Genomic DNA, 15,471 nt, shown 5'->3' on the forward strand with positions numbered 1-15,471 from the left:
AAGGGTGTGTCAAGGGGTGGTCGTGATTCGTCGCCGGACGAGGGGACAGGGGTGCCGACCTATCCTGGAGCGGTGTCCACGGTCACCGTCTCCACCGCAGCAACAGCGCTGCCGCACGCGCGCTGGGCCGAGCGGGCGGACGACCACGCGACGCGCGCCGACGCGCTCACCGCCGGCTGGCGCGAGCGACGAGCCGCCGGAACGACCCACGCGATCGAGGACTTCCTCTTCACCTACTACCCCACCCGCCCCGCGCAGCTGCGCCGTTGGCACCCGGGTCCCGGCGTCGTCGTCGCGCGACCCGACGACGACGCCGGGCCCGTCGCTCTCGCCACCTACGCCGAGCGCGCTGCGTGGCGCTGGTACCGGAGCACGTCCGACGGCGTCACGCTCGACGTCCGCGCCTTTCTCGCCGAGCGTGGCGACACCGTCCGCTACGTGCACGACCTGCTGGAGGCGACCGCCTCGCGGCCCGCCCGGTTCGGCTGCCTCGGGCTGCACGAGTGGGCCATGGTCTACCGCGACCACGCCGCGGGCCGCGCGACCCGCCACCCGCTCCCCCTCCGCCTCGGCGGGGACGGGACGGACGCCGTCGTCGAGAGCCACCGGATCCGCTGCACGCACTTCGACGCCTACCGCTTCTTCACGCCCGAGGCGTCCGGCCTCAACACAGAGCGCCCGACGCGCGAGACCCAGCCGGCCCTCGAGCAGCCGGGTTGCCTGCACGCGAACATGGATCTCTACAAGTGGGCGCTCAAGCTCGGGCCCGCCGTGCCCGGCGAGCTGTTGCTCGACACGTTCGAGCTCGCGCGCGACGTCCGCGTGCTCGACATGCAGGCGAGCCCCTACGACGTGTCGCCCTACGGGCTCGCTCCGGTCGCCATCGAGACCCCGGAAGGCCGCGCGGAGTACGTCCGCCGGCAGCAGGAGTTCGCCGAGCGCTCAGTCACCCTGCGGGCGCGTCTCCTCGACGCCTGCGAGACCCTCCTCGACACGCGCCGACAGGCTCGTCGAGACGGGAAGACCCGTTCTTCGAGCTCGGGCTGAAGAACAGCCACGCCCGTCTCGACGTACCGCGGGGCCGAAGCGAGGCCGGGGCCCTGGGAGGATGGTCCGGTGACCACGCTCGCGGACCTCCTGCCCGACGTCGCGCCGTCCGGGGAGGCTCCGGACGCCGACGCGCTCTACGACGCGTTCGCGACCTGGGCGTCGGACCAGGGCCTGAGCCTGTACGACCACCAGAGCGAGGCGCTGATCGAGCTGGCGTCGGAGTCGCACGTGATCCTCGCGACGCCGACGGGTTCGGGAAAGTCGCTGGTCGCGCTGGGCGCGCAGTTCTTCGCGCTGGCCGACCGGCACGCGGGCGTGGCGAGCGGCCGCACCTACTACACGGCGCCGCTCAAGGCGCTCGTGAGCGAGAAGTTCTTCGCGCTCGTCGCGGCGTTCGGCTCCGCGAACGTCGGGATGATGACGGGCGACACGGCGGTCAACCCGGGCGCCCCGATCATCTGCTGCACCGCGGAGATCCTGGCGAACATCGCCCTGCGCGACGGCGCGGGCGACCCCGACGACCCCGCCGTCGCCCAGGTCGTCATGGACGAGTTCCACTACTACGCGGACCCGCAGCGCGGCTGGGCGTGGCAGGTCCCGCTCCTCGAGCTCCCGCACACCCAGTTCGTCCTGATGTCGGCGACCCTCGGCGACACGTCGCGCTTCACGGACGAGCTCGAGCGCCGCAGCGGCCGCGACGTCGCCGTCGTGACGAGCGTGGAGCGGCCGGTCCCGCTGACCTACTCGTACGTCGTCGAGCCGCTCACCGAGGTGGTCGACGAGCTCGTCCACACGCGCCGCGCCCCGGTCTACGTGGTGCACTTCACGCAGGCGTCCGCCGTCGAGCGGGCGCAGGCCCTGCTGTCGATGAACCTCGCGACCCGCGAGGAGAAGGCTGCCATCGCGGACGAGCTCGGCGACTTCCGGTTCACGAGCGGGTTCGGGCGGACCCTCTCGCGCCTGCTGCGGCACGGCGTCGGCGTGCACCACGCGGGCATGCTGCCCAAGTACCGCCGCGTCGTCGAGCGGCTCACGCAGCGCGGACTGCTCAAGGTTGTGTGCGGCACGGACACCCTGGGCGTGGGGATCAACGTCCCCATCCGCACAGTCCTGCTGACGAGCCTCGTGAAGTTCGACGGCGAGCGCATGCGACACCTCACGGCGCGCGAGTTCCACCAGATCGCGGGCCGGGCCGGACGCGCAGGGTTCGACACCGTCGGAGAGGTGCTCGTCATGGCCCCCGAGCACGTGATCGAGAACCGCAAGGCGCTCGAGAAGGCGGGCGACGACCCGAAGAAGCTCAAGAAGATCGTCCGCAAGAAGGCACCAGAGGGCTCGGTCAACTGGACGGACAAGACCTTCGAGCGCCTGCGCGACGCCGACCCCGAGCCCCTGACCAGCCACTTCAAGGTCTCGCACGGCATGGTGCTCAACGTCCTCGCCCGCTCCGAGCACCCGCACGCCCCGGGGACGGCGGACGCCCACGACCCCGTGCTCGCGATGCGCCACCTCCTCCTCGCCAACCACGACACGGACACCCAGCGCGCCGAGCACGTGCGCCAGGTCTTCCGGATCTACCGGTCGCTGCGGGTCGCAGGGATCGTCGAGCGCGTGCGCGTCCCGGACCCGGCCGACCCGCGCGGCTGGCGGCCGAGCGTCCGGCTGACGGTCGACGTCCCGCGCGACTTCGCGCTGGACCAGCCGCTCTCGCCGTTCGCGCTGGCGGCCATGGACCTGCTGGGCACGGAGAGCCCGGAGTACCCGCTCGACGTCGTCTCCGTCATCGAGGCGACGCTCGACGACCCGCGCCAGGTGCTCGTGGCGCAGCAGTTCAAGGCGCGCGGCGAGGCCGTCGCCGCGATGAAGGCGGAGGGCTACGACTACGACGAGCGCATGGCCGCGCTCGAGGACGTCACCTGGCCGCGACCGCTCGCCGAGCTCCTCGAGCCGGCGTTCGAGACGTATCGCCGCGCCAACCCGTGGGTGTCCGACGCGCGGCTCTCACCCAAGTCCGTCGTGCGGGACATGCTCGAGCGCGCCATGACGTTCGCCGAGCTCGTCTCGACGTATCAGCTCGACCGGACCGAGGGCGTCGTCCTGCGCTACCTCGCCGACGCGTACCGGGCCATCCGCCGCACGGTCCCCGAGGAGCACCGCACCGAGGAGGTCCTCGAGATCACCGAGTGGCTGGGCGAGCTCGTGCGCGGCGTCGACTCGAGCCTCCTCGACGAGTGGGAGCGCCTCGCGAACCCGGTCGACGACGACGCGGACACCGCGGGTGCAGCGGCGGGCGATTCCGCAGTCACCGGCACGGGTGAGAGTGGGTCCGCGCGCCCCCTGACGGCAGCCCCGCGGGCCCTGCGGGTGCTCGTCCGCAACGCGCTCTTCCGCCGCGTCGAGCTCGCGGCCCGCGAGGACTGGGACGCGCTGGGCTCGCTCGACGGCGCGTCCGGCTGGAACGCGAGCGCCTGGCACGACGCGCTCGACCCCATGTTCGAGGAGTACGGCGACGACGCGATCGGCATCGACGCGCGCGCCCGCGCGACCGCCCTGGTGACGCTCGTCGAGTCGGGCGAGACGCCGTCGGGCGAGGATCTCGCGCCGGGGACGTGGTTCGCCCGCCAGGTGCTCGACGACCCCGACGGGGACCACGACTGGGTGCTGGACGCCGTCGTCGATCTGGCGGCGAGCGACGAGGCCGGCGAGGTGGTCCTGGAGGTCGTGCGCGCCGGGCAGCTCTGACGACGGTCCGCGCCCTGGCACGATGGGTTCATGGCGAAGAAGGCCCGAGCCGCGGGCAAGAGTGCTGGTCACGGCGGCACCCCCGCGGTCGTCGCGCTGGAGCGTGCGGGCGTCGCGTTCACGCAGCACCCGTACGAGCACGACCCGTCGTCGGACCTCGGCTACGGGCTGGAGGCGGCGGCGGCGATCGGCGTCGAGCCCGCGCGCGTCTTCAAGACCCTCGTGAGCGACGTCGACGGACGCCTGGTCGTCGGGATCGTGCCGGTCGACCGCAGGCTCGACCTCAAGGCCCTCGCCAAGGCGGCGGGCGGCAAGAGAGCCGCGCTCGCGGAGCAGGCGGCGGCCGAGCGCGCCACGGGCTACGTCGTCGGCGGGATCTCGCCGCTCGGCCAGAAGCAGCGCCTCACGACCGTCCTCGACGAGACCGCGCTCACGTTCGACGCCGTGTACGTGTCGGGCGGGAGGCGCGGGTTCGACGTCGGGCTGGCCCCCGCGGACCTGCTGCGCCTCACGGGTGCGACGACGGCGCCGCTCGCCCGGGACTGACGACGTTCAGCGCTGCGGCGGGTACGGGTAGCCGGCGGGGTACGGCTGGCGGAGCGCGTCGGTGCTGACGATGTCCTTGCCGAGCGGGACGAGCGAGATCGGGACCATCTTGAAGTTCGCGATCCCGAACGGGATGCCGATGATCGTGACGCAGAGCGCGATCCCGCTGACGACGTGTCCGATCGCCAGCCAGATCCCCGCGAAGACGATCCAGACGACGTTGCCGATCACGGAGCCGGCACCCGCGCCGGGCTTGTCGACGATGGTCCGGCCGAAGGGCCACAGCGCGTACCCGGCGATCCGGAACGACGCGATCCCGAAGGGGATCGTGACGATGAGGATGCAGCAGACGATCCCGGCCGCGACGTAGCCGAGCGCGAGCCAGAACCCGCTCAGCACGAGCCAGAGCACGTTGAGGACGGTCTTCATGCCCCCAGTGTCCCCGACGAGCCGCGTATCCGGCGTCCGGCTCCTAGACTCGGGCCATGTTCGACGACGTCCGTGACCTTGCTCCGACGGGTCCACCGGGCCTCGTCCCTCCGTCCGACCTGGTGGCCCGGGTCGTGGCGAACGTCGAGCGGGTCCGGGAGCGGATCGCGAGCGCCGCGGCCGACGCCGGCCGGGACCCCGCCTCGGTCCGGCTGCTCGTGGCGACCAAGACGCAGCCCGCGAGCGCCGTCCTCGCGGCCGTCGCGGCGGGCGTGGACCTGGTCGGCGAGAACAGGGTCCAAGAGCTCGTCGCCAAGGCGCCGGCCCTGCACGACGACGTCGCCGCGGGCCGGCTGCGCGCCCACCTCATCGGGCACCTCCAGTCCAACAAGGTGAACGCGGTCGTCGGGCTGGCGTCGTGCGTCGAGACGGTCGACTCGCTCGGCCTCGCGCAGCGTCTGTCGCGCCGCGCGGTCGCGGTCGGCTCCGACCTCGACGTCATGGTCCAGGTCAACGTGTCCGGCGAGTCGTCGAAGTCGGGGATCTCGCCCGACCGGGCGGCCGCTCTCGCGCTCGCGGTCGCCGCGCTCCCCCGCATCCACCTGACCGGCTTCATGACGATCGGCGCGCGGACCACCGACGACACGACGGTGCGCCGGGGTTTCGCGTGCCTGCGCGACCTGCGCGACGACGTCCGCGGTCAGGCCGCAGGGACGTCCGGCGCCGTCGAGCTCTCGATGGGGATGAGCGGCGACCTCGAGCTCGCCGTCACCGAGGGGGCGACGATCGTCCGGGTCGGCACGGCCGTCTTCGGCGCGCGCGCGTGACCTGGCGCGCTCAGCCGAGCAGCCACGTGTAGCCGGCGACGCCGACCAGGCCGCCGACGATCGGCGCCACGACCGGCACCCAGGCGTAGTCCCACTCGGAGCCGCCCTTGTTCTTGAGCGGCAGCACGGCGTGCACGAGGCGGGGCCCCAGGTCGCGAGCGGGGTTGAGGGCCGGGCCGGTCGGGCCGCCGAGTCCCGCGACGAGACCCCAGACGAGGAAGCCGACGCCGATCGACGCGGCGCCCGGCTCGTGGTCGAAGCCGGGACTGTTGAGGATCGAGAGTGCCGCCGACGTGAGGATCATCGTCCCCAGGAACTCGTTGGCGAAGCCGTTCCAGCGCGAGTGGGCCGCGTTGATGGTCGAGAACGTGGCGAGGATGTCCTCGGGGTCCTCGGTGCGGTCGTAGTAGGGCTTGTGCGTCGTGACGATGGCGACCTGCCCGGCCATCGCGCCGAGCATCTGCGCGGCCACGTACCCGGGCACGACGCTCCACGCCTGGTGACCGAGGGCCGCGAGTCCGATCGTCATGGCCGGGTTGATCTGTGCGCCCGACACGCCCGCGAACATCATCACGGGGATCATCACGCCCAGCCCGTACCCCATCGCGATGAGGCTCCAGCCGGCGTGATACCCCTTCGACCCGCGCAGGTGGACGTTGGCCACCGTGCCGTTGCCGAGGATGACGAGGATCGCCGTCCCGATGAACTCGCAGGTCAGCCTGGCCGCGAACGAGTACTCGTCCACCCGCACCCACCCCCGTCCGGCCGGGCCTCCCGGCTCTCAGCCCGACGGTAGCGGCGCGGCCACGGCACCGCAGGTCAGGGCACCCGCAGGTCAGGGCACCCGCAGGTCAGGGCACCCGCGCGGTCCACTCCGGGGTGTCGAACTTGGTCCGGACGAGCTCCTCGGCGCGCTCCCGCTCCTCGGTGCTGACCTCGCCGGGGACGGTGCGGTACCGGCCCTCGAAGTGCTTCTTGAACGCCTCGATGACGTCCTCGCGCGGCAGACCGGTCTGCGAGCGCACCGGGTCGACGCGCTTGTTCGCGCTCTTGGTGCCCTTGTCGGAGAGCTTCTCCCGACCGATCCGCAGCACCTCGACCATCTTGTCGGCGTCGATGTCGTAGGACATCGTCACGTGGTGCAGGACGGTGCCGTCGGCCATGCGCTTCTGGGCGGCGCCACCGATCTTTCCCTTGGCCGACGCGATGTCGTTGAGCGGCTGGTAGGTGGCCTCGACGCCGACGTCGGCGAGCGCGCCGAGCACCCAGTCGTCGAGGAACGCGTACGACCGCTCGAAGCTCAGGCCCTCAACGAGCGACGCGGGCACCGTGAGCGAGTAGGTGATGGTGTTGCCGGGTTCGATGAACATCGCGCCGCCGCCCGAGACCCGTCGCACGACGGTCACGCCGTGCCTCTCCGCACCCTCGGCGTCGACCTCGTTGCGCAGCGACTGGAACGAGCCGATGACGACGGCGGGCCGCTCCCACTCCCAGATCCGCAGCGTCGGGCCACGGTCGCCCCGCCCGACGGACTCGGCGAGCGCCTGGTCCAGCGCCATGTGCATGGCGGGCGTCTGCGCCACCTCGTGGACGACCTCGAAGACGTGGTCCTGCCAGCCCGTGGCGTGCCCGAGCGCACGACGGACGGCGATCGCGACGGCTTCCGCGTCGAACCCGACGAGCGCGACGTCGTAGGGCGCGCTGTCGAGCGCCGCCTGGACCGCTCGGGCCAGGTCGGTGACGCTCGCGTCCGTCGGTCGTCCGACGAGCGCCGCGTCGATGAGCTCGAGGGCGTCGTCGGGCTCGAGGAAGAAGTCTCCGCTCACGGCGGCCGACGCGATGACCGTGTCCTGCCCGCCGCCCGCGCCCTCGCGGGTCTCGACGTCGACCGCCACCAGCTTGCCCCCGGGGACCTTGTACTCGCCGCGCACGTCACGCTCCGCTCTCGTCGTCCTGCCTCGACACTCCTCAGTCGCCAACACCCGAGGTGGGCCGCCGATTCCGGGCGGAGCCGTGGCGTGTGCCACCCTGGTCCGCATGAAGAACCCGTTCGGCCGCCGCGAGGCCGCACCCGTCGAGCTTCCGCCCGTGCCCGACGACGTCACCGAGACCTGGCGCGGCTCCACGAACGAGGTCGTCCTGCGCACCTCGCTCGGGGGCGTGCCCGACGACGACCGGGAGACCGCGGAGGCGCTCGGGACGCTCGTGCTCGGCGTCGTCCGAGGTGTCCGGGAGGGCGAGTTCGGGCACTCGATGCCGCAGGGCGCCAGGGGTGCGTCGGTCCGCCTCGAGGTCGCGGTCTGCGAGGACGACTACGGCCCGTACACGCGGCACGAGGCCGAGGACCTGGTGGGGCGGCTCCAGGGCGTCGCGCCGCTCGCGGTCGTCGCGTACCCGCGCGGCGGCAGCGCCCCGGTCTGGGACGACGGCGCGGGTCTGCTGCGCGTCGACCTCGCGACCGACGCCGGCGACGACGACGGATCGACGCGCGGCGAGCTCCGTGCGCTCGTGCAGGCGACCCTCACGTCCGTGACGACCGACAAGGTCAAGGGCATCGTCCCCGAGACGGCCGGCGGGTCCTACCCGGTCCGGATCCACCTGACGGTTCGCGGGACGGCCGGCGACGGCTTCGGCGAACGGTCCGCGGCGCTCCTCGACGACATGGTGGCCCGCCTCGCCGGCACCCGCGTGCAGCTCGAGGTCACGCGCGAACCCTGAGGTAGTCGGGCAGCCCGACTGCTTCGCGGTCAGCGGGGGGCGACGCCTGCGTGGATGAGGCCGTAGATCGTCGAGCTGGTCAGGGCCTCCCACGCGGCCTCGATGAGGTTCGGACCGACGCCGACCGTCGACCACGACGCGTTCCCGTCCGTCGTCTCGATCAGCACGCGCGTGATCGCGTCCGTGCCGTGCGACTGGTCGAGGATGCGCACCTTGAAGTCGATGAGCTCGAATTCCTCGAGCTCGGGATACACGCGCACGAGCGCCTGCCGCAGGGCGTGGTCGAGCGCGTTGACGGGCCCGTTGCCCTCGCCGGTGGAGACGATCCGCTCGGCACCGGTGTGGAGCTTGACGGTCGCCTCGGCGGTCGCGACGACGTCGTCGGCGTTCTCCGCCCCGCGGGCCTCGGGTCGTGTCTCGACGATCGTGCGCCAGCTCTCGATCCGGAAGTACGTGGGCAGCTGCCCGTCGATCTCCTCGCGCAGGAGCAGCTCGAACGACGCGTCCGCGGCGTCGTAGGTGTAGCCGCGCGCCTCGGAGTCCTTGACCCGGTTGGTCACGCGCGCCAGGACGTCGCCCTGCCCGGCGAGGTCGAAGCCGAGCTCACGGCCCTTGAGCTCGATCGAGGCCCGCCCGGCCATGTCGGAGATGAGCATCCGCATGTCGTTCCCGACGAGCGTCGGGTCGATGTGCTGGTAGAGGTCGGGGTCGACCTTGATGGCGCTCGCGTGCAGACCCGCCTTGTGGGCGAAGGCGCTGGCGCCCACGTACGGCTGACGACCGTAGGGCGTGATGTTCGTGAGCTCGCTGACGGCGTGCGCGATCCGCGTGGCCTCCCGCAGCCCGCCGTCGGCGAGCAGCTCCCGTCCGAGCTTGAGCTCGAGGTTCGCGACGATCGTGAGGAGGTCCGCGTTGCCGGTCCGCTCCCCGTAGCCGTTGATCGTCCCCTGGACGTGGGTGGCACCGGCCCCGACGGCGGCGAGCGAGTTCGCGACGGCACAGCCCGAGTCGTTGTGGGCGTGGATGCCGAGGATCCCGTCGCCGGTGTGCTCCCGGAGCTCGGAGACGATCTCCGCGACCCAGTCCGGGATCATCCCGCCGTTGGTGTCGCAGAGCGCGACGACCTCGGCGCCCGCCTCGAGAGCGGCGAGGACGGCGGAGCGCGTGTAGGCCGCGTCGAAGCGGTACCCGTCGAAGAAGTGCTCGGCGTCCAGGACGACGCGGCGTCCCTCGCGCACGAGGAACGCGACCGTGTCGGCGATCATGGCGAGGTTCTCCTCGCCCGTGGTGCGCAGGGCCCGCTCGGCGTGGCGGATGTCCGACTTCGCGACGAGAGCGACGACAGGGGCCCCCGAGTCGACGAGCGCCCGCACCTGGGGATCGTCGACGGCGCGCGTGCCGGCCTTGCGGGTCGCGCCGAACGCCGCGAGGACCGCGTTCTTGAGGTTCAGCTCCTTGGCGGCGCGCCGGAAGAACTCCGTGTCCTTCGGTACCGCGCCCGGCCAGCCGCCCTCGATGAAACCGACCCCCAGCTCGTCCAGCAGCGGCGCGATCGCGAGCTTGTCCGCGACGGAGAGGTTCATCCCCTCCTGCTGCGCACCGTCGCGCAGGGTCGTGTCGTAGACGTGGAAGGTCATCGGGGGCTCTCTTCCTGCGGTCCCGGCGTCGTCCGGGGAGACGACGGCAGGCGTGGGGTCAGGTTGTTCGTCGCCGGGCCCCGCTCCGTGCGGAGCGGGGCACCGGCGAGCGTGGTCACGCGGTCGTCCGGTGCGGCAAGCCGCCTCGGACCGGCCCGGGGTGGGGGCCGTGCGCTCGTTCCGTCGCCGCCGGACGGTGGTGGGTCCGGCAACAAAAAAACCCCCCGGGGTGCGGGAGGTTAGCGCGTTCGACGTGTGTGTCGAACGCGCTAGGTGAGAATGAGCTGCGCAACCAGGTGAGTCACGAGGCCGATGGTGCCACAGAGCCGGGGCTGTGTCACCCCGCGTCCAGTCCGTGGACGTCGGCCGCGAGTACGGAAGGCCCCGCTGACCGGGCCTCGCACGGGGCGCGAAGCCGCCCGAACCGGGGCACGATGGGGACGTCCGGGCACCACGCCGACGGGAGGAGCACGACGTGACCCAGCCTTACCCGCCTCAGCCGCAGCGACCGGGCGGAGGGGCGCAACCGACACCCTCGGGCGACCCGTCCTCCGACTTCACGACGGCGTCGCCCCAGGATCCCTATGACCCGAAGCTCACGCTCGAGGGCGGTCGCTACGTCGCGGGCGCCCTCGCGACCGCTCTCGTCGCCGCGCTCATCGGGCTGGTGGGCGTGGTCGTCATCGAGGGGATCTTCGACCAGGACATGGTGCCGCCGCCGGATCTGTTCAACACCGGCTCGCACACCGCGGCGTTCGCGATCGACGGCGCGATCTTCGCGATCCTCGCCGCGGCGGTGCTCGCCCTGCTCGTCGTCTCGACGCCCCGCCCCAAGCGCTTCTTCGGGTGGCTGATGGTCCTTGCCACGGCGCTCGTCACGGTGCTCCCGTTCGCCTGGACGAGCCACCTCGACCGGGCGGTGCTCGCCGCCGTCGTGAACCTCGTGATCGGCGTCGCGACGTGGTCCCTGCTCGCGGGCGTGGCCACCCGCACCATCCGCCCGGCGGCCCGGGCCGCCCGCCCCGCCGCAGGCGGCCCCGGCACCCCGCCGAGCTACCCGCCGCGCGGCTGAGCCCGGGTCGCCACCCGGCGTGCTGATCCTTGACACGCCAGTAGTTACTACGTAACCATTGCCCCGTCGTCCGGGTAGTTATCCGGTAACCAAGATGGACGGGGAACCATGTCGATCCGCCACGCCCTGCTCGCGCTGCTCGAGGAGCAGCCCATGCACGGCTACCAGCTCCGCCAGGAGTTCGAGACCCGCACGGGCGGCACGTGGCCGCTCAACATCGGCCAGGCGTACACGACGCTCCAACGGCTCCAGCGCGACGGGCTCGTCGAGCCGTTGCCGGCCGCCGACGGCGAGCCCGAACGGTTCCGGCTCACCGCGACCGGTCGTGAGCAGGCCGGCTCCTGGTGGTCCACTCCCGTCGAGCGTGGCGCGCCCGCGCGCGACGAGCTCGCGATCAAGCTCGCGCTCGCCGTGACGCTCCCGGGCGTGGACGTCGACGCCGTCGTCCGCACGCAACGGACCGAGACGATGCGCTCCCTCCAGGACTACGCGCGTCTCAAGCGACGGATCCCCGCCGACGTCGCCGGCACCGACCTCGCCTGGTCGCTCGTCCTCGACTCGCTCGTCTTCCAGACGGAGGCGGAGATGCGCTGGCTCGACCACGTCGAGGGCCGTGTCCTCGCGCAGCGGAGCGCCCCGAACCCGCCCGACGACGCCGCCAGCGCCGCCCCGGCCCCCTCACCCCCGGCCGCGGCAGCTCCCGCCGGTACCCCCCGCAGCAGGAAGGCCCGCCGATGAGCGCCCTGACCACCCGCCCGTCGTCGCCCGTCCCGTCGGGCGCCTCCCCCTCCAGGGCCGACGCGGCACCCGTGCTGCTGCGCCTCGACCGCGTCACCCGCGTCCACGGGACGGGCGCCGGCGAGGTCCGCGCGCTCGACGCCATCAGCCTCGACGTCGGCCCCGGGGAGCTCGTCGCCGTCATGGGACCGTCCGGCTCCGGCAAGTCCACGCTGCTCAACCTCGCCGGCTGCCTCGACACCGCGACCGACGGCACGGTCGTCGTCGGGGGCGTCGACGTCGCGTCGCTCGACGCACGGGGCCGCGCCGCCCTGCGTCGGCGCCACGTCGGCTTCGTCTTCCAGGACTTCAACCTCGTGCCCGCGCTCACGGCCGTCGAGAACGTCTCGCTCCCCCGCGAGCTCGATGGCGTGCCCGTGCGCAGCGCCCGCGCCGAGGCGACGGCGGCGCTCGCCGCCGTCGGGCTCGACGACCTCGCCGACCGGTTCCCCGACGACATGTCAGGCGGCCAGCGGCAGCGCGTCGCGATCGCCCGCGCCATCGTCGGCCCGCGCCGCCTCCTGCTCGCCGACGAGCCCACCGGTGCGCTCGACTCCGTGACCGGCGAGGCCGTCATGCGGGTCCTGCGTGAGCGCGTCGACGCCGGCGCGGCCGGACTGCTCGTCACGCACGACGCGCGGCACGCCGCCTGGGCGGATCGGACCGTCTTCCTCAAGGACGGCCGGCTCGTCGACTCGACCGGCCGACGCGCCGAGCCCGCCGACCTGCTCGACCGGGACAGCGCGTCCGGCGACGAGTCAGGCGCGACCCGGTGAGCGGCCCGAACCCGCCCGAGGGACGCCGTCGGCCGCGTCGGGGGCGGTGGCGCGTCGCACTGCGGTACGCCTCGCGCGACGCCCGCCGCCACAAGGGCCGCACCGCCCTCGTCGCGGTCATGGTCGCCCTCCCCGCCGGCCTCGGCGCAGCCACCTCGGTGCTCGTCTCGTCGACGTGGAGCGGACCGGCCTCCGAGGTCGATTCCCGGCTCGGGAGCGACGCGACCGTCCAGGCCGAGGTCAGCACCTCCTCGCCCGTCGAGGTGTTCCAGGATCCCAACGAGCACATGTTCGGCAGCGACGCGGCAGCCTCCTCGATCCCCGGAGACCTCTTCGTCGACGGTCGGAAGCCGACGGACCCGGACGACCAGTCGACCTACCCGCCCGTCGACCGCACCCGGTACGAGTCCGCGCTCGCGCGCGCCGTGCCCTCGGACGACCAGGTCGTCCCGGTAGCGACCCTGTTCGGTGTCCGAGTCGCGGCAGCAGACAACCCCGACCTGCGCACGTCTGTCCAGGCCCACCAGCTCGACACGACGACGGCCGCCCGCACCGCCTACGACCTGCCGACCGCCCTCGGCCCGGGTGAGATCGCCCTGGCGCGGAGCGTGGCGAGCGATCTGCATGTCGGGGTCGGCGACCGCGTCACCGTCGCACTCCCGACCCCCGGCCACGGCTCCTACGAGGTCTACGACGGCAACGGGTCGTTCCGCACCTTGTCGCACCGCTCGACGAAGCCGGCCGGCACCTTCACCGTCCGAGCGCTGCTCGGCCGGTCCGAGCCCGATGCCGCGGCCTTCGGGAGCGCAGGGCCCCTCGCGGTCCCGAGCCAGCTCGCACCATGGACGCCCGAGCCCGGTTCCGAGGACGGTGGCAACGCCACCGTCACGTGGCTCGTCGTCGGCGACGAGCCGGTCACCTGGGCAGACGTCCGCCGAGTCAACGCCCTCGGGGCGACGGCGTTCAGCCGCCAGGAGGCGCTGCGCCCGTCGCCCGAGGCAGAGGAGTTCGTCGCGGCGAAGTTCCCCGACAACGAATCCTCGACGGTATCGACCGACGTCGTCGCCGTCGTCGCGGGGGCCGTCGCGCTCGGCCTGCTCCAGGCCATCCTCATGATCGGACCCGCCTTCCACGTGGGTGCGCGGCGCGCGGCCCGCGACCTCGCCCTGCTCGCCGCCGCAGGCGCGGACGCACGAACGATCCGCCGGACCGTGCTCGCGGGCGGTCTCGTCATCGGCGTAGTCGCGTCCCTCACGTCCGCGGTGATCGGGGCCGGTGCGGCGGGCGTCGCGCTGCGGCTGTGGACCTCCGCGCAGGTCGTGCTGCCATGGCCGTGGCTGGTGGCGTTCATCCTGGTCGGAACCTTGATCGCGGTCGCGGCGGCCTGGTTGCCGGCCCGGCGCGCCTCACGCCTCGACCCCGTCCTGGTGCTCGCTGGGCGACGCGCCGATCCTCCCCCGCGCCGGTGGCCCGCCGTCGCGGGTGGTGTGCTCGCCGTGCTCGGGACCGTCGTCGCCCTCGTGGGCGCCGTGACCGGCCGACAGGTGCTGGTGCTCGTCGCCGGGATCGTCCTCGCGGAGATCGGACTCGTCCTCGCCGCCGGCTCGATCGTCGGTGGCCTCGCCCGCCTGGCCCGCCCGCTCGGCGGTACGACGCGGCTCGCCCTGCGGGACGCCGCCAGGCAGCGCGCCCGCACAGCCCCCGCCGTCGCAGCCGTCCTCGCCGCGTGCGCCGCAGCGACCGCCGGGCTCGTGTTCGCCGGGTCGCAGGCTCAGCACGACCGGCTCAGCTACGTCCCCGACGCCGCGACCGGCACGTTCCTCGTCGGCACCCTCGGGGACCCCGGCCACGGACTCACCCCCGCCGCGGTCGCAACGATCACCTCACTGGTCGACGACGCCGACCTCGTCACCGGCTCTCTGCGCCCCGTGACGGCGGTCACCGGGGACGGGTCGAGCTCGACGGCCGTCTGGGTGCTGCCTCCGAAGGCCACGCGGGGCGACACCGTCGCCTACGCCTTCTCCGCGTCAGGCACCGTCGTCGACGACGGCACCTCCCTGGAGCTGCTACAGCTCCTCGGCGTCCCCGAACCGTCGAAGGCCGCCGCCGCGCTGCGGGCCAAGAAGGTCGTCGTCTCACCCACCGACCTCGGCGACGACGGCACCGCCACGCTCTCGATCGAAGATGCTGAGGCCGAAGGCGGTTCGCGCACCGTCACGGTTCCCGCCGCCGCGGTCGGCGACGGCATCGGGGTGCCCACGAACCTGCCCCTCATCCCGACCGACGTCGCCCAGGACCTCGGGCTGCGTACCCACACCTCCGCGCTCGTGGCCCCCGCCAGAGACGGTGCGTGGAGCACCGCAGTCCAGAACTCCCTCGACCATGCACTCGTGGCTGCCCTCCCCGCGCACGAGAACCAGGGCGGCGGGCTCCGCTACGCCGCCGCGTCCGCCTACGTGGAGCCCGGCCATGCCTCGTGGTCGGGGAGCCAAGGGCTCGCAGAGCTTCTCATCGTCGCGGGCGCGCTGATCGTCGCGCTCGCGGCGGCCTCGATCGCGACGGCGCTCGCCGGCACGGAGTCGTTGCCCGACCTCGCGACCCTCCAGGCGGTCGGCGTTCCGCCCAAAACCCGGCGGCGGTTCGCGGCCGCGCAGTCCGCGGTGATCACCGTGACCGGTGTCGTGCTGGGGGCGGGGACGGGCCTGGTCATCGGGGCCACGCTCGTGCTTTCGCAGCGCGAGCGGGGCGACGCCGTCGACCCGCGCTGGATGATCGACGTGCCGTGGCTGTGGGTCGCGGCGCTCGTCGTCGCGATCCCGCTGCTCGGGGCTGCGGCGGCGTGGCTGGTCACGCGCTCGCGCCTGCCGCTGGCCCGTCGTCTCGACGGGTGATCCCGA

The 15,471-nt window shown here is 73.1% G+C and carries 13 protein-coding genes; 9 read left to right on the forward strand and 4 right to left on the reverse strand.

Translation table 11 applies throughout. From position 1 onward, the window contains the following. Positions 1 to 72 precede the first annotated feature (72 nt). The 3 genes from KDY119_RS11860 (at position 73) to ybaK (ending at position 4,338) form a co-directional block, all read left to right on the forward strand. Entirely contained in the window at positions 73 to 1,047 is a 975-nt protein-coding gene (locus KDY119_RS11860) for a 3-methyladenine DNA glycosylase (RefSeq protein ID WP_085998010.1), read from the forward strand. Between the two features lie 69 nt (positions 1,048 to 1,116). After that, positions 1,117 to 3,792 (forward strand): DEAD/DEAH box helicase, encoded by a 2,676-nt coding sequence (locus tag KDY119_RS11865; RefSeq protein WP_083890772.1) that lies wholly within the window; start codon positions 1,117 to 1,119, stop codon positions 3,790 to 3,792. A gap of 30 nt (positions 3,793 to 3,822) precedes the next feature. Continuing rightward, the gene (ybaK, locus tag KDY119_RS11870; protein WP_036949363.1) at positions 3,823 to 4,338 is read left to right on the forward strand and encodes a Cys-tRNA(Pro) deacylase; all 516 of its coding nucleotides are present in this window, start codon (positions 3,823 to 3,825) and stop codon (positions 4,336 to 4,338) included. Between the two features lie 6 nt (positions 4,339 to 4,344). Here ybaK and KDY119_RS11875 read toward each other — a convergent pair whose 3' ends face one another. Beyond that, positions 4,345 to 4,767: a YccF domain-containing protein gene (locus tag KDY119_RS11875; RefSeq protein ID WP_036949360.1), complete on the reverse strand. Its 423-nt coding sequence runs from the start codon at positions 4,765 to 4,767 to the stop codon at positions 4,345 to 4,347. 56 nt (positions 4,768 to 4,823) lie between these two features. Here KDY119_RS11875 and KDY119_RS11880 point away from each other — a divergent pair, with 56 nt between their 5' ends. Then, entirely contained in the window at positions 4,824 to 5,594 is a 771-nt protein-coding gene (locus KDY119_RS11880) for a YggS family pyridoxal phosphate-dependent enzyme (RefSeq protein ID WP_153022353.1), read from the forward strand. Positions 5,595 to 5,604: 10 nt separating this feature from the next. Here the strand turns inward: KDY119_RS11880 and KDY119_RS11885 are convergent, their stop codons facing one another. Both KDY119_RS11885 and KDY119_RS11890 read right to left on the reverse strand, forming a co-directional pair. After that, positions 5,605 to 6,345, reverse strand: a complete 741-nt coding sequence (locus KDY119_RS11885) for an MIP/aquaporin family protein (protein WP_227994323.1) — start codon at positions 6,343 to 6,345, stop codon at positions 5,605 to 5,607. 100 nt (positions 6,346 to 6,445) lie between these two features. After that, a complete protein-coding gene (locus KDY119_RS11890; RefSeq protein WP_036949347.1) occupies positions 6,446 to 7,525 on the reverse strand; it encodes a lipoate--protein ligase family protein in 1,080 nt (359 codons plus the stop codon). Positions 7,526 to 7,631: 106 nt separating this feature from the next. Between KDY119_RS11890 and KDY119_RS11895 the strand changes: the two genes are divergently transcribed. Next, the gene (locus KDY119_RS11895) at positions 7,632 to 8,312 is read left to right on the forward strand and encodes a hypothetical protein (RefSeq protein WP_036949344.1); all 681 of its coding nucleotides are present in this window, start codon (positions 7,632 to 7,634) and stop codon (positions 8,310 to 8,312) included. A 29-nt stretch (positions 8,313 to 8,341) separates the two neighbouring features. Here KDY119_RS11895 and cimA read toward each other — a convergent pair whose 3' ends face one another. Further along, a complete protein-coding gene (gene cimA / locus KDY119_RS11900) occupies positions 8,342 to 9,949 on the reverse strand; it encodes a citramalate synthase (protein ID WP_036949339.1) in 1,608 nt (535 codons plus the stop codon). Between the two features lie 475 nt (positions 9,950 to 10,424). On the opposite strand from cimA, the gene KDY119_RS11905 reads away from it, so the two are divergent. The 4 genes from KDY119_RS11905 to KDY119_RS11920 all read left to right on the forward strand — a co-directional run bounded on the left by KDY119_RS11905 (position 10,425) and on the right by KDY119_RS11920 (position 15,465). Then, positions 10,425 to 11,021 carry a DUF6069 family protein gene (locus tag KDY119_RS11905; protein WP_153022354.1) on the forward strand — a complete coding sequence of 199 codons (597 nt, stop codon included), beginning with the start codon at positions 10,425 to 10,427 and terminating at the stop codon, positions 11,019 to 11,021. Between the two features lie 108 nt (positions 11,022 to 11,129). After that, complete coding sequence (locus KDY119_RS11910) at positions 11,130 to 11,759, forward strand: PadR family transcriptional regulator (protein ID WP_036949334.1); 630 nt, start codon at positions 11,130 to 11,132, stop codon at positions 11,757 to 11,759. After that, on the forward strand, positions 11,756 to 12,574 hold the full coding sequence (locus KDY119_RS11915) for an ABC transporter ATP-binding protein (protein WP_083890771.1): 819 nt from the start codon (positions 11,756 to 11,758) through the stop codon (positions 12,572 to 12,574). The genes KDY119_RS11910 and KDY119_RS11915 overlap by 4 nt, the downstream gene beginning before the upstream one ends. Next, positions 12,571 to 15,465, forward strand: a complete 2,895-nt coding sequence (locus tag KDY119_RS11920) for an FtsX-like permease family protein (protein WP_036949327.1) — start codon at positions 12,571 to 12,573, stop codon at positions 15,463 to 15,465. Before KDY119_RS11915 ends, KDY119_RS11920 begins: the two co-directional genes overlap by 4 nt. Positions 15,466 to 15,471: the final 6 nt, after the last annotated feature.

Origin of the sequence: Luteimicrobium xylanilyticum, from assembly GCF_009429125.1 — a bacterium.
GTDB classification, from domain to species: domain Bacteria; phylum Actinomycetota; class Actinomycetes; order Actinomycetales; family Cellulomonadaceae; genus Luteimicrobium; species Luteimicrobium xylanilyticum.